The 15,346-nt window shown below is 39.1% G+C and carries 15 protein-coding genes, 4 tRNA genes and 1 pseudogene; 11 read left to right on the forward strand and 9 right to left on the reverse strand.

Annotated features, from left to right (window positions below; genetic code table 11):
* Positions 1 to 5: 5 nt before the first annotated feature.
* From BUB71_RS04090 to BUB71_RS04105, 4 genes are all read right to left on the reverse strand, one after another.
* Positions 6 to 1,097, reverse strand: a complete 1,092-nt coding sequence (locus BUB71_RS04090; protein WP_073152377.1) for a M42 family metallopeptidase — start codon at positions 1,095 to 1,097, stop codon at positions 6 to 8.
* Between the two features lie 148 nt (positions 1,098 to 1,245).
* Positions 1,246 to 1,461 carry a hypothetical protein gene (locus tag BUB71_RS04095; protein WP_073152380.1) on the reverse strand — a complete coding sequence of 72 codons (216 nt, stop codon included), beginning with the start codon at positions 1,459 to 1,461 and terminating at the stop codon, positions 1,246 to 1,248.
* Positions 1,462 to 1,540: 79 nt separating this feature from the next.
* Positions 1,541 to 1,957 (reverse strand): disulfide oxidoreductase, encoded by a 417-nt coding sequence (locus BUB71_RS04100; protein ID WP_073152383.1) that lies wholly within the window; start codon positions 1,955 to 1,957, stop codon positions 1,541 to 1,543.
* Positions 1,954 to 2,658: a thioredoxin domain-containing protein gene (locus tag BUB71_RS04105; RefSeq protein ID WP_084731035.1), complete on the reverse strand. Its 705-nt coding sequence runs from the start codon at positions 2,656 to 2,658 to the stop codon at positions 1,954 to 1,956. The genes BUB71_RS04100 and BUB71_RS04105 overlap by 4 nt, the downstream gene beginning before the upstream one ends.
* A gap of 274 nt (positions 2,659 to 2,932) precedes the next feature.
* On the opposite strand from BUB71_RS04105, the gene BUB71_RS04110 reads away from it, so the two are divergent.
* The 10 genes and pseudogenes from BUB71_RS04110 (at position 2,933) to BUB71_RS04155 (ending at position 8,586) form a co-directional block, all read left to right on the forward strand.
* Positions 2,933 to 3,970 carry an aldo/keto reductase gene (locus BUB71_RS04110; RefSeq protein WP_073152386.1) on the forward strand — a complete coding sequence of 346 codons (1,038 nt, stop codon included), beginning with the start codon at positions 2,933 to 2,935 and terminating at the stop codon, positions 3,968 to 3,970.
* A 953-nt stretch (positions 3,971 to 4,923) separates the two neighbouring features.
* A complete protein-coding gene (locus BUB71_RS04115; RefSeq protein WP_073152389.1) occupies positions 4,924 to 5,112 on the forward strand; it encodes a hypothetical protein in 189 nt (62 codons plus the stop codon).
* A gap of 94 nt (positions 5,113 to 5,206) precedes the next feature.
* Positions 5,207 to 5,282: transfer RNA gene (locus BUB71_RS04120), tRNA-Met, on the forward strand.
* A 5-nt stretch (positions 5,283 to 5,287) separates the two neighbouring features.
* Positions 5,288 to 5,363 (forward strand) — tRNA-Asp (locus BUB71_RS04125).
* An 8-nt stretch (positions 5,364 to 5,371) separates the two neighbouring features.
* A tRNA-Ile gene (locus tag BUB71_RS04130) sits at positions 5,372 to 5,447 on the forward strand.
* A gap of 24 nt (positions 5,448 to 5,471) precedes the next feature.
* Positions 5,472 to 5,547: transfer RNA gene (locus BUB71_RS04135), tRNA-Val, on the forward strand.
* A gap of 337 nt (positions 5,548 to 5,884) precedes the next feature.
* Positions 5,885 to 6,046 (forward strand): annotated as a pseudogene (locus tag BUB71_RS04140) (DapH/DapD/GlmU-related protein); the annotation flags it as partial.
* 191 nt (positions 6,047 to 6,237) lie between these two features.
* Complete coding sequence (locus BUB71_RS04145) at positions 6,238 to 6,726, forward strand: MFS transporter (RefSeq protein ID WP_084731037.1); 489 nt, start codon at positions 6,238 to 6,240, stop codon at positions 6,724 to 6,726.
* A 402-nt stretch (positions 6,727 to 7,128) separates the two neighbouring features.
* Positions 7,129 to 7,947, forward strand: coding sequence for a sensor histidine kinase (locus BUB71_RS04150; RefSeq protein ID WP_073152395.1), 819 nt, complete (start codon positions 7,129 to 7,131; stop codon positions 7,945 to 7,947).
* Entirely contained in the window at positions 7,948 to 8,586 is a 639-nt protein-coding gene (locus BUB71_RS04155; RefSeq protein ID WP_073152398.1) for a response regulator, read from the forward strand. It abuts the gene before it with no gap.
* A 2-nt stretch (positions 8,587 to 8,588) separates the two neighbouring features.
* Here the strand turns inward: BUB71_RS04155 and BUB71_RS04160 are convergent, their stop codons facing one another.
* From BUB71_RS04160 to BUB71_RS04175, 4 genes are all read right to left on the reverse strand, one after another.
* A complete protein-coding gene (locus tag BUB71_RS04160) occupies positions 8,589 to 9,071 on the reverse strand; it encodes a FixH family protein (RefSeq protein ID WP_175552275.1) in 483 nt (160 codons plus the stop codon).
* A gap of 14 nt (positions 9,072 to 9,085) precedes the next feature.
* Positions 9,086 to 10,441, reverse strand: coding sequence for a PepSY-associated TM helix domain-containing protein (locus BUB71_RS04165; protein ID WP_245815511.1), 1,356 nt, complete (start codon positions 10,439 to 10,441; stop codon positions 9,086 to 9,088).
* A 110-nt stretch (positions 10,442 to 10,551) separates the two neighbouring features.
* A complete protein-coding gene (locus BUB71_RS04170) occupies positions 10,552 to 11,748 on the reverse strand; it encodes an MFS transporter (RefSeq protein ID WP_073152401.1) in 1,197 nt (398 codons plus the stop codon).
* A gap of 44 nt (positions 11,749 to 11,792) precedes the next feature.
* Positions 11,793 to 12,536 carry a class I SAM-dependent methyltransferase gene (locus BUB71_RS04175; RefSeq protein ID WP_073152404.1) on the reverse strand — a complete coding sequence of 248 codons (744 nt, stop codon included), beginning with the start codon at positions 12,534 to 12,536 and terminating at the stop codon, positions 11,793 to 11,795.
* Positions 12,537 to 12,668: 132 nt separating this feature from the next.
* On the opposite strand from BUB71_RS04175, the gene BUB71_RS04180 reads away from it, so the two are divergent.
* The gene (locus BUB71_RS04180) at positions 12,669 to 13,883 is read left to right on the forward strand and encodes an MFS transporter (RefSeq protein ID WP_073152407.1); all 1,215 of its coding nucleotides are present in this window, start codon (positions 12,669 to 12,671) and stop codon (positions 13,881 to 13,883) included.
* A 337-nt stretch (positions 13,884 to 14,220) separates the two neighbouring features.
* Here the strand turns inward: BUB71_RS04180 and BUB71_RS04185 are convergent, their stop codons facing one another.
* On the reverse strand, positions 14,221 to 15,018 hold the full coding sequence (locus BUB71_RS04185) for a GNAT family N-acetyltransferase (protein ID WP_073152410.1): 798 nt from the start codon (positions 15,016 to 15,018) through the stop codon (positions 14,221 to 14,223).
* Between the last annotated feature and the right edge of the window lie 328 nt (positions 15,019 to 15,346).

The raw sequence follows: 15,346 nt of genomic DNA on the forward strand, positions 1-15,346 counted from the left end.
TATACTTAACCGCGATGAAGGGAGTCGATCATTTGTTGGTCTAAGCGTTCTATCATCGCTACCAGCCAATCGACCAAATGCATCACATCACGCTGATCGACGATTGTGGCATGACTATGGATATATCTTGCTGGGATACATAGAGAGATCGTAGGAACTCCTTGATTATACATATGAATGGCACTTGCATCTGTTGCGCCACCACGAATAAATTCAAATTGAATTGGAATCTCTTCTCTTTCCGCAACATCTTTTGCTAGATCAGCCAGCGCACCATGCGCGATATGCCCTGCATCATATAGTGTAAGCGCTGGCCCTTTACCTAAACGAACATCAGCAGGTAATTCACCGATTCCAGGTGTATCTCCAGAGATTCCTACATCAATGGCAAAAGCTACATCAGGTTGAATCGTAGCAGTAGAAGTCCTCGCCCCACGCAGTCCAACTTCCTCCATCACAGTACCGACTCCAAATAATTGATTGGCTAGACCTTTTCTTTGTGCCAAGCGCTTAAATACTTCCACAACGACTGCACATCCCAAACGATTATCCATTGCTTTACCCATCCAACGATTTGCATTACTCATCGTAATAAAATCAGAATCAGGTACGATTGGATCACCAGGGGAAATACCCATTTGCTGCACTTCTTCTTGGCTTTCGGCACCTACATCAATAAATAGATCTTCAAGTGTAACTCCTTTTTTTCGTTCATCAATCTTCATCAGATGAGGGGGCTTTGAACCAATAATGCCAATAAATTCTTCCTTTCGTGTTACAATTCTCACTCGTTGAGCTGGCAGAACTTGACTCCACCAACCACCGAGCGGTTGAAATTTAATAAATCCTTCTTTCGTAATTTTTGTAACCAGAAAGCCAACTTCATCTAAATGCCCTGCAATCATTACTTTTGGACCTGATGAGCCACGTTGCGCAATTAGACTCCCTAATTTATCTGTTGTTACATGATCCGCCCAAGGAGATATATGTTTCCGCATCACTTCTCGTACTGGACCTTCATATCCAGAAGGGCCTGCTACTTCTGTTAACTCTTTTAAGAGATTTTGAAACCCGTTTTCAGTTTCCAATTCAAACATGTATGACACCTCTCCCAAAATTAATTATTCTCTGTCATATGTAGCTAAATTCTCCCAGCATCTTCTATTGCACAGATTCATTTTATTTGTTCATTGAAAAGGTGGCAACAAAAAAAGCCCCAAAGGGGCTTTTTTTGTTCGAGGGGCTTTAACAGCCAACACCACCGAAGCCGCCATAGCCACCATAACCGCCATAGCCAAAGCCCCCAAAACCGCCACCCCACCAGCAAATGCAGCAGAGAAATAGAATAACGACGATCGCAATGATGATCCAGCTCCAACCCCAGCCAAAAAAGCCACAGCCACCGCCATTGCAATTGCAATTATATACGGGGCGAAAACGTCGTCTACGTCTGAAACTCATAGTTTATACCCCTTTCCGCCGTTGTTCACTCTACTTTATGCGGAAAGAAGTAAAACGAGTGGACCAATACGCTATAATATTAGCCTCTTTTCCTTGCTAACCATAAAAATATCGTAATGAGACAAAAGGCCGTCAAGGACAAGATAGGGATCGTGATAAAGCCCAACCAGTTGATGTAATCAACATTACATGGCACCCCAACTTTACACTGTCCCATGATTTTTAGAGCATCAACTTTTTGAATCAGTACATGCCATAAGGCAATCAATCCACCAATGATTGATAAGGGGAGTGTATAATAGACAATCTTACGATCTTGCCGATAAGTAGCAATTCCTAATACGATAACGAGCGGATACATAAAAATACGTTGCATCCAACAAAGTGTACATGGGACAAAATGCTTGATTTCGCTAAAATAGAGACTGCCTAATGTAGCCACTACCGCAACAATCCAAGCAAAATAGAGTCCATATACTTTCCATAGCTTCATCATTTTGCTTGTAACTCTTTCTCTAAGTATGCTTTTAGTTTTGGATAACTTAATGCGACTTCATTATCTAGTTGTTTACCATTGACATAGATGGAAGGAACAGCAGTTAGTTTATATTTTTGTTGTGCTTCGGCAGACTCAGTTACAACTGCTTTTTCGTATGTTTTCGCAGTTAATTCTGCCTCAATTCGCTTTACATCCACTTCAGGAATATGCTTTTTCACCAGATCAAGTAAAAATGCAGGCGTCGCCCATTCTTTTGACTCATCTTGCTGATTCTGATAAATCGCATCATAATACTTCCAGAAAGCATCATTGTTTAGCTTATAGATCGATTCCCCAACCATTCCGGCAGTTACGGAGTCCTTTCCAAGGAATTGAAGATTTTTAAAGTACATTTGTACTTTCCCTGTATCAATATATTCTTTTTTCAGTTGAGGATAGACTTCATCATGAAAAAATTTACAGGTTGGACACTTAAAATCGCCAAACTCCATAATCTTTATTGGAGCAGTAGTCTTCCCAATACGTGGCTGGTTAGCATAGTCAAAATTCTCTACTTTCTGCGTTGTTGTAGAAGTTGAATCCCCTTTCACAATGTAATCAAATAATACAAAGACACCTAAACCCAAAAAAATGATTAACAAAGAAAATAACATAACACTTTGTATATCAATGCCACTTTTTGCTTTTTTTTGCGCCATTTGCTCAACTCCATTTATTAGATTAATCCCTACCCATTATAGTAGAAAATGATTTAATAGTGGTGGTCACTTTTTTTCCATTCTAGCAAAAATAGATCATCAAAAATGATTTATCTATTCATAAAAACACCGAATACTCCCCGGGAAATTTCTAACAAGGGCGAAATATTCGGTCCATTGCCATTTTACTTCAATCAAATTGACAAGATATCTGCACATGAAGCTTTTTAGCGATATGATATACTGCAAATAGATTGACTGAGGAGCTGATCTGATGAAGTATCGTAAAATAAACGGAGTTGAAACTCCCGTATCAGAAGTCGGTTTTGGAGTATGGTCAGTAGCAACACCTTGGTGGGGCGTAAAAGATGAAAATTTTGGACGCCGTTTGCTACGCTCTGCTTATGAAAATTATGGAATTACCTTTTTCGATACAGCTGATGTCTACGGACAAGGCAAAGGCGAAACATTACTAGCTGAAGCACTTGAAGGGATCAGAGATCGCGTTGTGATCGCTACTAAGTTTGGCTATGATATCTATGCTAAGCGGGGGGATCGTCATGGGGGTCATAGTGAATTACCTCAATATTGGGATGCTGACTCGATCCGTAAATCTTGTGAAGAGAGTTTGCGGCGGTTAAAAACAGATGTTATCGATGTTTATCAGTTACATAACGCGAGAATGGAAGCAATTCAGAGTGATGAAGTTTATGAGACATTAGAACGTCTCAAAGAAGAAGGAAAAATTAAAACGTATGGTGTGGCCTTAGGTCCGGATATTGGCTGGCGTGATGAGGGTTTGGAAACGATCCGTGCGGGACGTATGCAAATGGCCCAGATTATTAATAACTTAATTGAACAAGACCCTGCTCGAGAGTTGATTCACGCTGCAGAAGAAGAACATATTTCTCTAATTGCTCGTGTTCCACATGCCTCTGGATTACTTGATGGATCATATGATCCTGATAAGCATTTTGATAAAACTGATCATCGCAACCATCGCCCCGTAAAATGGATGCAATCAGGTATGCAAGCATTACGCGATTGGAAATTTCTTTATCAAGATACAGATCGAACAATTGGACAAGCGGCTATCTTATATTCTTTAGCATCTTCAGCCATTTCATCTGTACTCCCCAATATTACTACAGAAGAGAATTTAAAAGAATTTGCTCAAGCTCCCGAAAAATCGCCTTTTACTGTTGATGAATTAGTCAAAGTGAAGGAACTTTGGGAAAATGGTCAACGAGAAGCCCTTAAACAACCCTTTTCAAATAGTAAAAGCAAGCCAACCCCAGTTGCTGCAAAATAGTAACAACTCAACAACCAGTCGTAAGACTGGTTTCAAATTGTAGACAAAGTAATCAATTTCTCTTTTTCTAGAGTCATGGTTACGCATTTCGCCTCCAGTTCAGGCTACGAAGGTGTATTCAAGGCACCACGTCTGCTTGCTCAGGGCGGTATCAACTCGGCTATGCCTCAGACAGTACTACTGCCTATTATTCGCTACACAGTCGCGGCTTTGTAGCGCCTGAAAGTCGGCTACATTGCGAACCATTTCCTCATGGGAATGATACATCTACTTTGTCTAATTCGCTTTCTCAACTTAGGGTTTTTCGTCAGACTGCAACCAGTCGTAAGACTGGTTGCAGATTGTAGACAAAGTAATCAATTTCTCTTTTTCTAGAGTCATGGTTACGCATTTCGCCTCCAGTTCAGGCTACGAAGGTGTATTCAAGGCACCACGACTGCTCGCTCAGGGCGGTATCAACTCGGCTATGCCTCAGACAGTACTACCGCCTATTATTCGCTACACAGTCGCGGCTTTGTAGCGCCTGAAAGTCGGCTACATTGCGAACCATTTCCTCATGGGAATGATACATCTACTTTGTCTAATTCGCTTTCTCAACTTAGGGTTTTTCGTCAGACTGCAACCAGTCGTAAGACTGGTTTTATTTTATGCAGATGTATTCCTTTTCACCTTTTGTCGATTGTGATAAGCGGTTGAAAAAAACATCATTTGTCGCGAATTTGAAAATAAATATTAGATAAGTTCACTTCATTTGACAAAAGGAAAGTCAGCTTATCTTGTGAAAAAGGCAAAAATTACTCTTACACGACTGTTCCCTTTTCATTCTATAAATGAGGCTAACAAGTATTCACTCCTCAAAAGATATAAAATAGGCTCCTTTGACTTTTTCTTCATCAAGATACGATAAAAATGAAATCATTTTGGTGATAATAAGCTCAAAGGAGGTCATCAATATGAACCGATGGATATACTGGGCAAAATTATATGAATCCAAATTCCAAGCCAATTGTCTTGCAGCGAGAATTCAAGAAGACTGGTGGTTACTCGGCTCCGACCATCCTAGTAAGGTAGAGGTCTACCGTTCTTATCGTGGTCGTTATGGAGTTCGTTATATGTGGCGCCATGAAAAAATAAATGAATGATTCTTTTTCAGAACAAATTTAAAAAAAGACTTGCATTGATCCTCATTATGATGTATAGTCTTACTTGTCGTCGTCAATAAGACATATGAATTAGCGCGGGGTGGAGCAGCTGGTAGCTCGTCGGGCTCATAACCCGAAGGTCGCAGGTTCAAATCCTGTCCCCGCAACCAATCTTGGAGCCGTGGTGTAGGGGTTAACATGCCTGCCTGTCACGCAGGAGATCGCGGGTTCGAATCCCGTCGGCTCCGCCATATCGAAAGGGCCTATAGCTCAGTTGGTAGAGCAGTCGGCTCATAACCGATCGGTCACAGGTTCGAGTCCTGTTGGGCCCACCATTGCAATCTATTTTCAATCATTTCGGACAGTTAGCTCAGCCGGGAGAGCGCTTCCCCGACACGGAAGAGGTCGCTGGTTCGATCCCAGTACTGTCCACCACGTAATCCCTTGTGTAGCAAGGGTTTTTATATTATGTAGACAATCAATGTGGTCATTTGACCCCATTGATTTTTTTATTCAGATGGGTCATTAAACGTAGGAATCTGCCATCTCTACAGTTGATGTTCAATGGATAGATCTTCGAAACTATCTCAAAAATCGATTGATACACATAAGTATTCATATGATGAGAAAAAATAATTTACAGTATTGGGTGTAGTAGTCATATCTAACAATAAATTCGCTAGTTCTATCCAAACTAAACGCTCGTTATAGGAATACGAATAGATTAACTTTAGAAACGAGAAACATAACCTATGCTTCTCCAGTTACCATCAAGGAAAATGTTTGGATAGGCTCAAACGCAACAATTCTACCAGGTGTAACTATCGAGAGAAACTCTGTTGTTGCAGCAGGAGCTATTGTTACGAGAGATGTGCCAGAAAACACTGTTGTTGCAGGAGTGCCAGCAAAAATTATCAAAAAAATAAATAATTGACATCATTCATCGCTAGATTTATTGCCATGATACCATCATCGGCTATAACTACCTATAAATAAGGAAGTCGCAATCTGAAAACAGAAAAGAATTTGAAAAAACATCCAGCCAACCTTTTCATTCAATGCTGGTTGCCTGACAAGTGCTCAGATATTTCCAAGAATCTATTTTAAGAATCCCTTTTTACTGAAATTACAAAATTTGCACCAGCAACCGTTCCCTTTATTACAACCATCTATGGAGCATCTACAGTAATCGGTAATATGATCACTGGTCGAACGGCAGACAGATATACAATGCAAACACTGTTCTTAGGACTTTTACTATTAGGAACATCATTACTTCTCTTTGCATTTTTTGCCGACAATAGCATCATGACTGTAATCGTAGTAATCTTGATTGGACTAACAGGTGTACCAATGAATCCAGCGATGGTTACACGAGTCATACGCATAGGCAATGCGGGAACTTTGGTGAATTCAATTCATGGTTCCATCATTAGTTTGGGTGTGGCAGTAGGCTCTTCCATCGGGGGGATGACGATTGATGCAGGTTTGGGATTACGTTCCACGATTTGGGTTGGTTTCATCCTAGCCATATTGGGACTGATTACGCTCCTTCCTTTTATGATACGATCGAAAAATATGAGTCATCATGACAAAGAGATCACCTTTATCTGAAGCCAAATTGGCTTCAAGACTAATGAAAAACCGAATGAGCGAGTGGAGAGGTGACCGGCAAAGCTCCATTTCGGGTGCAACTTAGCGGAGAGGCAGCTGAAGCGGCACTTTCCTTTTGGGCAAACTGTTCGAGTCTCCGCAGGCTGATGCCGGAGGAGACGAGTTTTGCCCGGCCGCGAAGGCTGACAGAACGCGGACAGCCCTACATCTTTGCTAGCCTGGGTCGGAACGTCGCCGTGAACCACGATCACGCGGCTTTGTCTACAAGCTGAAGCCAAATTGACTTTCTTTTTATCTTTTCATTTTCTTTGTATATAAAATGCCACATTTGTAGCTCTTTTGTGCCATGCTAAAAGTGATAGTCTTGTTATTCTATAATAGATAGAAAGGAGTTCATATTGGATGCAAGATAAAATGTTAAAATGGTTAATCTTGATTATCCCAACTGTTGTGATTGGTATATGGGAATATGTGCGGCATCGTTTTCTCCTCCCTTATATTTCTATGGAGCTGGGAAATTGGTTATCACCTCTTATCATTTTTGTGGTTACGATGACACTGCTCGTCCCTCTGTTCAGACGATATGAACATGTTCACGAACAGCTCAAACAGGAGAAAGCAGAAAAGGCGATATATCAAGAGCAAGAGCGGATCGCTCGACAACTCCATGATGGGATCGCCCAAACTTTGTTCTTATGCTCTGTTCAGGTAAAGCAGATGAAACATCAAAACAATCCAAACCAATGGAATGATCTAGAGGAAAACTTGCGTGAAATTCACGATTATGTTCGATCTGCAATCTCGCATTTAAAGACAGAGACATCTGCTTCCACTATCCGATTAAAAGAACAGATTCAAAATTTATCAGAACAATTTCAGCAACAAACTGCAATCTCTGTTCATCAACAATTAGATTTTACAGAAGAAATGTTTACAGAAAAAGAAAAGCATGAGTTAAGCTCATGTGTCCAAGAAGCATTGTTAAATGTGCAAAAACATGCACAAGCAACTCAAGTCTCAATTGAACTTCAACCTCAGCATCAAGGATGGCGTTTAGAAATTACGGACAATGGTCAAGGCTTTCAAAGGAATCCATTTCAACAAGAACAGCGATTTGGTCTTCAGATCATGCAGGAACGGGTATCAGAAATAGGCGGTACATTATCATTCACCCGACAAAAAGAGGAAACTAAAATCATCATTGCGAAAGGAAAGATATAGATGTCTGCTCGATATCGAATTTTAATCTGTGATGATCATAAACATGCTCGTAAGGCAATGCAACTGATCTTATCCAGCGATCCTTCATTTGAAATCATAGGTGAGGCTACAAATGGTCGGGAAGCTATCCAGCTCACTCAGGAAATGCAACCTGATGTAATCTTAATGGATATCAACATGCCTACCCTTAATGGTCACCACACGACCAAAGTGATTAAAGATCGCTTTCCACAGGTTAAAATAGTAATGGTGACCGTCTCCGACGATGCCTTGGATTTGTTTGAAGCATTAAAAAAGGGGGCTCAAGGCTATCTATTAAAAAATCTAAATACCGATATCTGGATCGAATATCTTCATTCATTAATGGAAGACGACGAATCCATGTCACCTGAAGTAGCACATCGAATTATACAGGGATTTCATCAAACATCTGAACATAAATCTGTATCCTCTCTGACGCAACGGGAGCAAGAAGTACTATGTCTTGTAGTAAAAGGTTGGAGCAATAAAGAAATCGCATCCACCTTGACCATCTCCGAATATACAGTCAAAAACCATTTAAAAAATATTATGCAGAAACTTCAATTAAAAAACCGGGTTCAATTAACCCGATATGCCTATGAACAAGGGCTGGTCTAATATCAGTGATGATGCCCTGATCCGTTCATTTGATGACTTGGTTGATCTGTTTCAGACTTCAGTTCCTGCTCAGACACATGTCCCACAACCACCATTTTGACTGGCATGACATGCATTCCATGAGCTGTGACATGGGTCTGTATATAATAAACACCATCGCCTGGGAATGAATTTTTAACTGTATACACACCGTTTTGTTCATGTTGGGCTTTGATCTTTTTTCCTTTGTTTAGTTGATCTTTTTTCCATATTTCAAATTGAACATCACTTGCATCATCAATTGCAGCTTTTCCTTGTTGTAAGTGGACTTGTAACACATATTCTTTTTTAGGTTCAAGCTGCGAAGGAACTTGAATCCCAACCTCAATCGGCTGCATAAATGATGTCTGTTGCTTTGGATCTTGTGTTGCTTTGTCTCCCTTTGATGAGCATGCTGTCGAAACTATCATCATGGTTACAAACACTCCGATCATCCATTTCCACAACTTAATCTCCCTCCTTATCCAAACCATCTTGTAAGTGGTATCCATCTGCTAATTACGAAATAATCCAACAAGAACACCCCGAGAATCGATATCCCAACTAAAGGCATCACCAATCCAAATCCAAGCATCAGAAAGAAGACGATTCTTGTTTTATTGCGGTCCAGTGATCGGGCTGGTGCTCCCAATTTACCAGTTGTTCTCCGTTTCCACCACATGATATAAGAACTGATTACGATTCCAACTATCCCAATACAGACGATCAGACCCAATATTTGATTAGTCAGCCCAAACAATCTTCCTTCATGAAAGGCAATGCCTACCTCAATCCATTGTGCAAGCCAACCAAAATCACGAAACCTTACATCGCTTAAAATAGCTCCACTATATTGATCCACATGGATTGTAGCGAGTTTAGTAGGATGTTCTGAATGCGATAGAGTATAAACACCTTCTGCATTTTCTGGAAACGAGATCGTATATGGCTTCTTGATTTTTTGTTGCTTTGCAATCTCCTCGATTTGATCTATGCCAAGGGGAACATAATTCCCTTTTGACGATACTGGTACTGGTAGATTCTCATTACTCCAAGGTATATTTTTAGCAATCTCTTTCGTATACGTAATCGAATCCGGTTTTTCCTCAAAACTATTTGCATATTTGGGTTTTACTGCCCATTGATTGATTTCTTCACCCAATACACCTGACCAAGGAAGACCTGTCGCAATAAAACTTAAAATAAGCAGCGAAAACCAAAAAGCAGGAACAGCATGCATATCTCTCCAAAACGTTCTACCTGTTCTTTTCAGTCTAGGCAAAAGAGTTCCCCAGATCGCTGCTTTTTTTCTTGGAAACCATAAATAAAGCCCCGTCGCGAGTAATATAGCTGCCCAACAAGCAGTTAACTCTACCCAACGATTGGCGGGAGTGCCTCCGATCCACAATTCACTATGAATTTTTTTGAAAATCTCTGTAAATCGATCATCTTCCTTTAATGTTCCTTGGATTTGCCCATTATATGGATTGATATAGACGGAAACACTCTTTCCTCCTTGGATCAGTCCAATTTCGGTTGTACGCTTTGGATCATGATAAATTGTAAATGATGTAACTGAGCTTTTTGGATAGCTCTTTTTCACCTTCTTCACTTGCTCAGAAGGGGATAGTGTAGATGAACCTTGTTCATGAACATAATATTTGTCTTTATAGATAATCGATTCAATTTGGGGCTTAAATAAATAAGTCGCCCCACTAATCGCTAATATAATTAAAAATGGAGTAAATATAATTCCAGCATAAAAGTGCCATCTCCAAACGACTTGATAGAAAGAAGTCGATCCTCCTTCTTTTTCTCTTCTCAGCAAATGACCCAAATCCTCTCTCTTAACATTGCTGCCCATTTCGATTTCATATTCTATACAAATAAGTGGGCAATAAAAATAGCCCTTTTGGGCCATAAAAGGTAGCCTTTCAGCACTTCGGATTAATCTGAGAACTCTTTTAGATGAGTCATCTTCTGCTTGATTGAATTTTTTTTATGTCGATAAAATAACCATAAGATTACCAATACACCGATCAGTGTAAAATCTGCAAAGAACCAATAAACGACCGTTACTGGGAAATAATCTAATAATAGCCCTCCTACAAACAGAAAAAAAAATGTTCCGATTCCGTTCGCAACTGCATTATAAACCGCAATCGCCGTTGTTTGAACAGTTTGAGGTGCTAAGTACCCAACCATCTGTACAGAGGCAGGAATAAACAAGCCGATTGAAAAGCCTTGGAGAGATGTAATCCAAGGTACCCAATTTACAGGTATCGCAATTGCATAAGAGTAGTACTGAATCGCGGAAAGAACAGCTGAGGATAATATAATCGGTAGATAACCATATTTGCCAATCAACCTACTCGCCACTTTCATAAAAGGAGCTTCACTTCCCGCCCCTATTAAGAAACAGACACCAACGCCCGCTAATGTACCACCCACAAATTGATAGAAAATGCCAAAAAAGTTGTTATTCGCAAGCATGGGGCCGAGTACACAAAAAGTAGCAACTAAAAAGAGTAAGTAAGCAGGCAAGCGAAATAAAACTCTTAAATCTTGCCACATTTGACTTTGTTCCCTTGGTAAAGGTTCTGCATAGGGGAGATACCAACTGAGCAAAGCTACAATCATTAAGGCAAAGGCATAAAGATAGAATATGGCTAACAGCGAAGTATATCCACCTAACCAACCCATTAACCAAGCAGCCAATGCGAAACTAATGGCGCCCCAGAGACGAAAATCGCCATAATTTTTTTCAATTTTTTTTGTAAAGCTTACAACTAAACTATCTGATAAGGGGTTGATTGCACTCTGAAAGACGGAAAATAGAATAAACAAGAGCATAATAATCGAAAATTGATGTGTAAAAGATAGAAATAGTAAAGTGACAGCACTCATTAACGAAGTGATGATCAAGATCAGATGTGGCTTCTGAAAAAAATCATTGATCAATCCCCAAATCGGCTGAAACACCATTAATAACAGTGGAGAGATCGACATCATGACGCCCATCTCAAGCCCTGAAAAGTGTTGTTCTTTTAAATAAATCCCAAGCATTGGATAAAAAATTCCATATCCAGCGTATAAGAAAAAAAAGAAGGCGCTAATGATAAATGAATGTCTATGATGGGTCATATCCGTCTCTCCCATTGTTGTCATCATTCTTTTTGTTTTCATATTTATTTAAGTATATTTTTCACAGCTGAGATCAATAAAAACATGGGTCTTCGGTTTTCATCTTTCATTTCGGGGATTTCTGCTAGCATTTCTTCAGACGGCCTAGGCTCCTCTACTGCTTGAATCTGAAAACCAACCTGAATTAAATCGTTCAAGTAAGTGGAAATGGTTCGATGATACTTTATAACGTTCTCAGCTAAAAAGGTTGTCTCACGGACTCCCTCTAATTGATAGTGATCAATGGGCCAATGCAATCTGTTTCCATGTTCATCATAGTACCAGTCCTGCTCATTTCGAGAGGTAAAAATTGGATGCTCAACTGAAAAGACAAAGATACCACCAGGTTTTAAATATGAAAAAACCTTTTTACATATTTCTTCAAAAGACTTAACATAATGAAAAGCCAAGGAACTGATGATAACATCAAATTGTTCAGCAGAAAAATGGATATCTTCCAATGGCATATTTAGATACGAAATATAGGGATCATCTGTCATTTCTCGAGCTTTATGCAACATTTTTTCTGAAATATCGACACCGATTACTGAATTCGCTTTCTGCTCACGAGCATAACGACAGTGCCAACCAAACCCACACCCCAAATCAAGCACATTTTGGTTTTCTAAATTGGGCAACAAAGACTTAAATACATACCATTCCCCTGCTCCTGAAAGCCCTTTAACTGATCGAACCATTTTTTTATATTCAGAAAAAAAATTTGGATCATCATACTTATTTTGCTTCATGGTTATTGTCTCCTTATACATTTGTTATCCATTTTAATCATTAACTAATATCAAAATCTTCCATTTTATAACACTCGATTAGCAATAAATATTTTACTATATTAACGCTTATGATGGGGAGTTAATATAAAGATGAAGTCTTTTACATTATTAAAAAATAAGCCCTTTCTGCTTATATGGATATCAGAAATATTTGGCGTATTAGGCTTTTCCATGTTTCTCATCACCCTTTCATGGTATGTCGTGGATCAACTTCACCTTTCTCAAAATCTTGGTTTAGTATTTGCCGTCTCGTCCGTTCCTCGTCTTTTTACAATGGCACTAGGTGGCGTTTTAGCAGATAAAGTGCAAAAATCACAGATTATGTTTGTGAGTGGAATGGTTCAAACAGCTTTATTAGGTATTCTACTCTTTTTATTTATAAATGGTTCGTTAACCTTTACATCGATACTCATCATCTCTTTCTGTTCTGGTTTTACAGATGGTATTTTTTATCCTGCTCTCTCATCTTCTATCCCCAACCTTGTTAAAAAGGCAGAGTTACAATCTGCAAATACATTGATTCATAGTACACAGGAGTTTGTCTTCTTGATCGGGCCAGTGATCGCAGGTATGCTTATTTCTTATTATTCTTATGCAGCAACTTTTGGGGTTGGTATGATTGCAATGTTTATTCATGCAATCACAGTTCATCCTGCTATTATCCAAGATCCAAAGCCGAATCACTCAGACAAAGGAATTCACTTTATAAATGAGTTTCGAGAAGGGCTACATTATGTGTTTGAATCCCCCATCTACAAAACGGGTATTTCAATCGTCATTGTAGTAAATCTCTTTGTGTTTGGCCCTATTCTATTAAGCTTCCCCATCATTACAAAAGAATTATCAGGAACTGCTCTACAACTGAGCTTTCTAGAAAGTGGATTTTCGATTGGCTCATTAATTGCTACCTTATTTTTACTCTTTGTAGCACTACAAAAAAAACGTGGCAAATGGATATTCTTTTTTCTATTTTCAAGCCTTCTATGCCTACTTATATTTAGTCAAGTAGAAAGTTTATATATCTTAATTTTCATGGGAAGTCTCATTGCCTTTAGTGCTTTTATGGTATTTTTACCCACAGACGTGATCATTCAAGAACGAACTGATCCTGCAAAAATGGGACGGGTAATGGGGATCGTCTTCCTATCGCAAACCGCTTTTGACCCGATCAGTCAATCGATTATATCTTTTCTAATGACCGCAGGATATTCGATTCGTACTATCTTATCTTTTTCAGCCGTCATTGGTCTTCTGGTTAGCTTCTTGATTCTTTTTCGAGCAAAAGCCTGGCGTTCTCTTCAATAATAAACGAATGATATGGAGAAATAAGATCGGATAATGAAAATGAGCGAAGGTGTAGATGACATAGATAACCTCCAAGAGATTGATATTGTGTTAAATTTCTACATAATAATATTTTATAATCTAATAAAAAGAAAGCCCGAATAGGGTGTATTTTGAAAGGTTACAATTGTCGGGTATCAGGTGAGCTGGGCCTGCCAAAGTAGCGCGGAGCCGGATGACGAATTACATAAACTTGCATAAAAAAGGAGGGATGGAGAGAAGTAGTTAAAATTAGACAGGTCATATGTGATAGAGCGAACCAGATAGCCCGCTCTATCAATTATCTTACGTCACTTTATCATAAATAATCTTCTGTTTTCCTAGCAACATAATAGTAAATAGATTCATCTGAAAATCGATTCTTCAGTAAGTCAAATACTTCCCAATTCAAATGTAAAAGTTGATGAAAGATGGATCTAGTAAAGAATCGCCAAGAGTGCGTCTCTTTATTTGAACGAATCGTTGAAAAATTGGATGGAATTGGGATTAGAACATAAGTAGATTTATTTAGAATTTCTGGCTCCAATTGATCTTGTGTTCGATTTTTATGATCAATCATATAAGTATGATTGATACTAGTATCAAGCTGTTCAGCGAGATGACTTGACTGTGTATGAGTAATATTCCAATGTGCTAAAAAACGATCAATTGGTAGTTTTGATTGATTATTTTCATAGCAATTTATAAGATATTCGGTAACAACAGCCCCCATCTTATGTAGATATAGATGAGCATTGATGCTTTCTAATGGCTCAAATGTCCAGATTATTTCATCATATCCTAATTCTAATGCTTCTAACTGGAGGCGCTTCATCAATGCCTCTCCAATTTTTTGTTGTCGATAATCAGAGCGTACACCGATATTCTGTAAGATCAGATATACTTGTTTTTGCTGGTAACCAGGAAAGCTATAGAGATAGCCTACACATTGATCCTTCACATAAGCACCAAGAATAATTCCGCCATGTGCTGCTATAAATTTCATATGATCTAATGCGACTTCCCCATCATCTGGCCATAGCGCTTTGCGTAATTTCGCAAGATTCTTTAATTCTTTATATGTGTTGACTTTTCGTATTTCCACATTATGGATCATCTATCATCACCACTTTATGCTCCTCTCAAAGAAAAAGTGAGCTTCACCTCACTTTATCATTCATTATATTCATTCCGATTCAGCTATTCAAAAGATCGATAACTATCCTTTATAATGAAGGAAATATGGGGTACTGGGTTAATTGTCTTGACGCAACAACTTTCAATAAAGTAATATTTAGATATTCAAGGTAGTTTACCCGTATTTCGGGTTTCGCATATGCGGAGAGACCGGAGGCATTCATGACCTAGCGTTCTCGTAATCAGCACGGAACGGGATATGAATTCTTAGGAGCCCATATGGTCAAGCGATGTACTTAGCCGGCTGA

The sequence above is a fragment of the Seinonella peptonophila genome, assembly GCF_900129355.1.
GTDB classification, from domain to species: Bacteria; Bacillota; Bacilli; order Thermoactinomycetales; family Thermoactinomycetaceae; genus Seinonella; species Seinonella peptonophila.

Bases quoted from the DNA above. Each gene is read 5' to 3' on its own strand.
- BUB71_RS04090 (WP_073152377.1), bottom strand. From the start codon at position 1,097: ATGTTTGAATTGGAAACTGAAAACGGGTTTCAAAATCTCTTAAAAGAG.
- BUB71_RS04095 (WP_073152380.1), bottom strand. From the start codon at position 1,461: ATGAGTTTCAGACGTAGACGACGTTTTCGCCCCGTATATAATTGCAAT.
- BUB71_RS04100 (WP_073152383.1), bottom strand. From the start codon at position 1,957: ATGATGAAGCTATGGAAAGTATATGGACTCTATTTTGCTTGGATTGTT.
- BUB71_RS04105 (WP_084731035.1), bottom strand. From the start codon at position 2,658: ATGGCGCAAAAAAAAGCAAAAAGTGGCATTGATATACAAAGTGTTATG.
- BUB71_RS04110 (WP_073152386.1), top strand. From the start codon at position 2,933: ATGAAGTATCGTAAAATAAACGGAGTTGAAACTCCCGTATCAGAAGTC.
- BUB71_RS04115 (WP_073152389.1), top strand. From the start codon at position 4,924: ATGAACCGATGGATATACTGGGCAAAATTATATGAATCCAAATTCCAA.
- BUB71_RS04150 (WP_073152395.1), top strand. From the start codon at position 7,129: ATGCAAGATAAAATGTTAAAATGGTTAATCTTGATTATCCCAACTGTT.
- BUB71_RS04155 (WP_073152398.1), top strand. From the start codon at position 7,948: ATGTCTGCTCGATATCGAATTTTAATCTGTGATGATCATAAACATGCT.
- BUB71_RS04170 (WP_073152401.1), bottom strand. From the start codon at position 11,748: ATGACCCATCATAGACATTCATTTATCATTAGCGCCTTCTTTTTTTTC.
- BUB71_RS04175 (WP_073152404.1), bottom strand. From the start codon at position 12,536: ATGAAGCAAAATAAGTATGATGATCCAAATTTTTTTTCTGAATATAAA.
- BUB71_RS04180 (WP_073152407.1), top strand. From the start codon at position 12,669: ATGAAGTCTTTTACATTATTAAAAAATAAGCCCTTTCTGCTTATATGG.
- BUB71_RS04185 (WP_073152410.1), bottom strand. From the start codon at position 15,018: ATGATCCATAATGTGGAAATACGAAAAGTCAACACATATAAAGAATTA.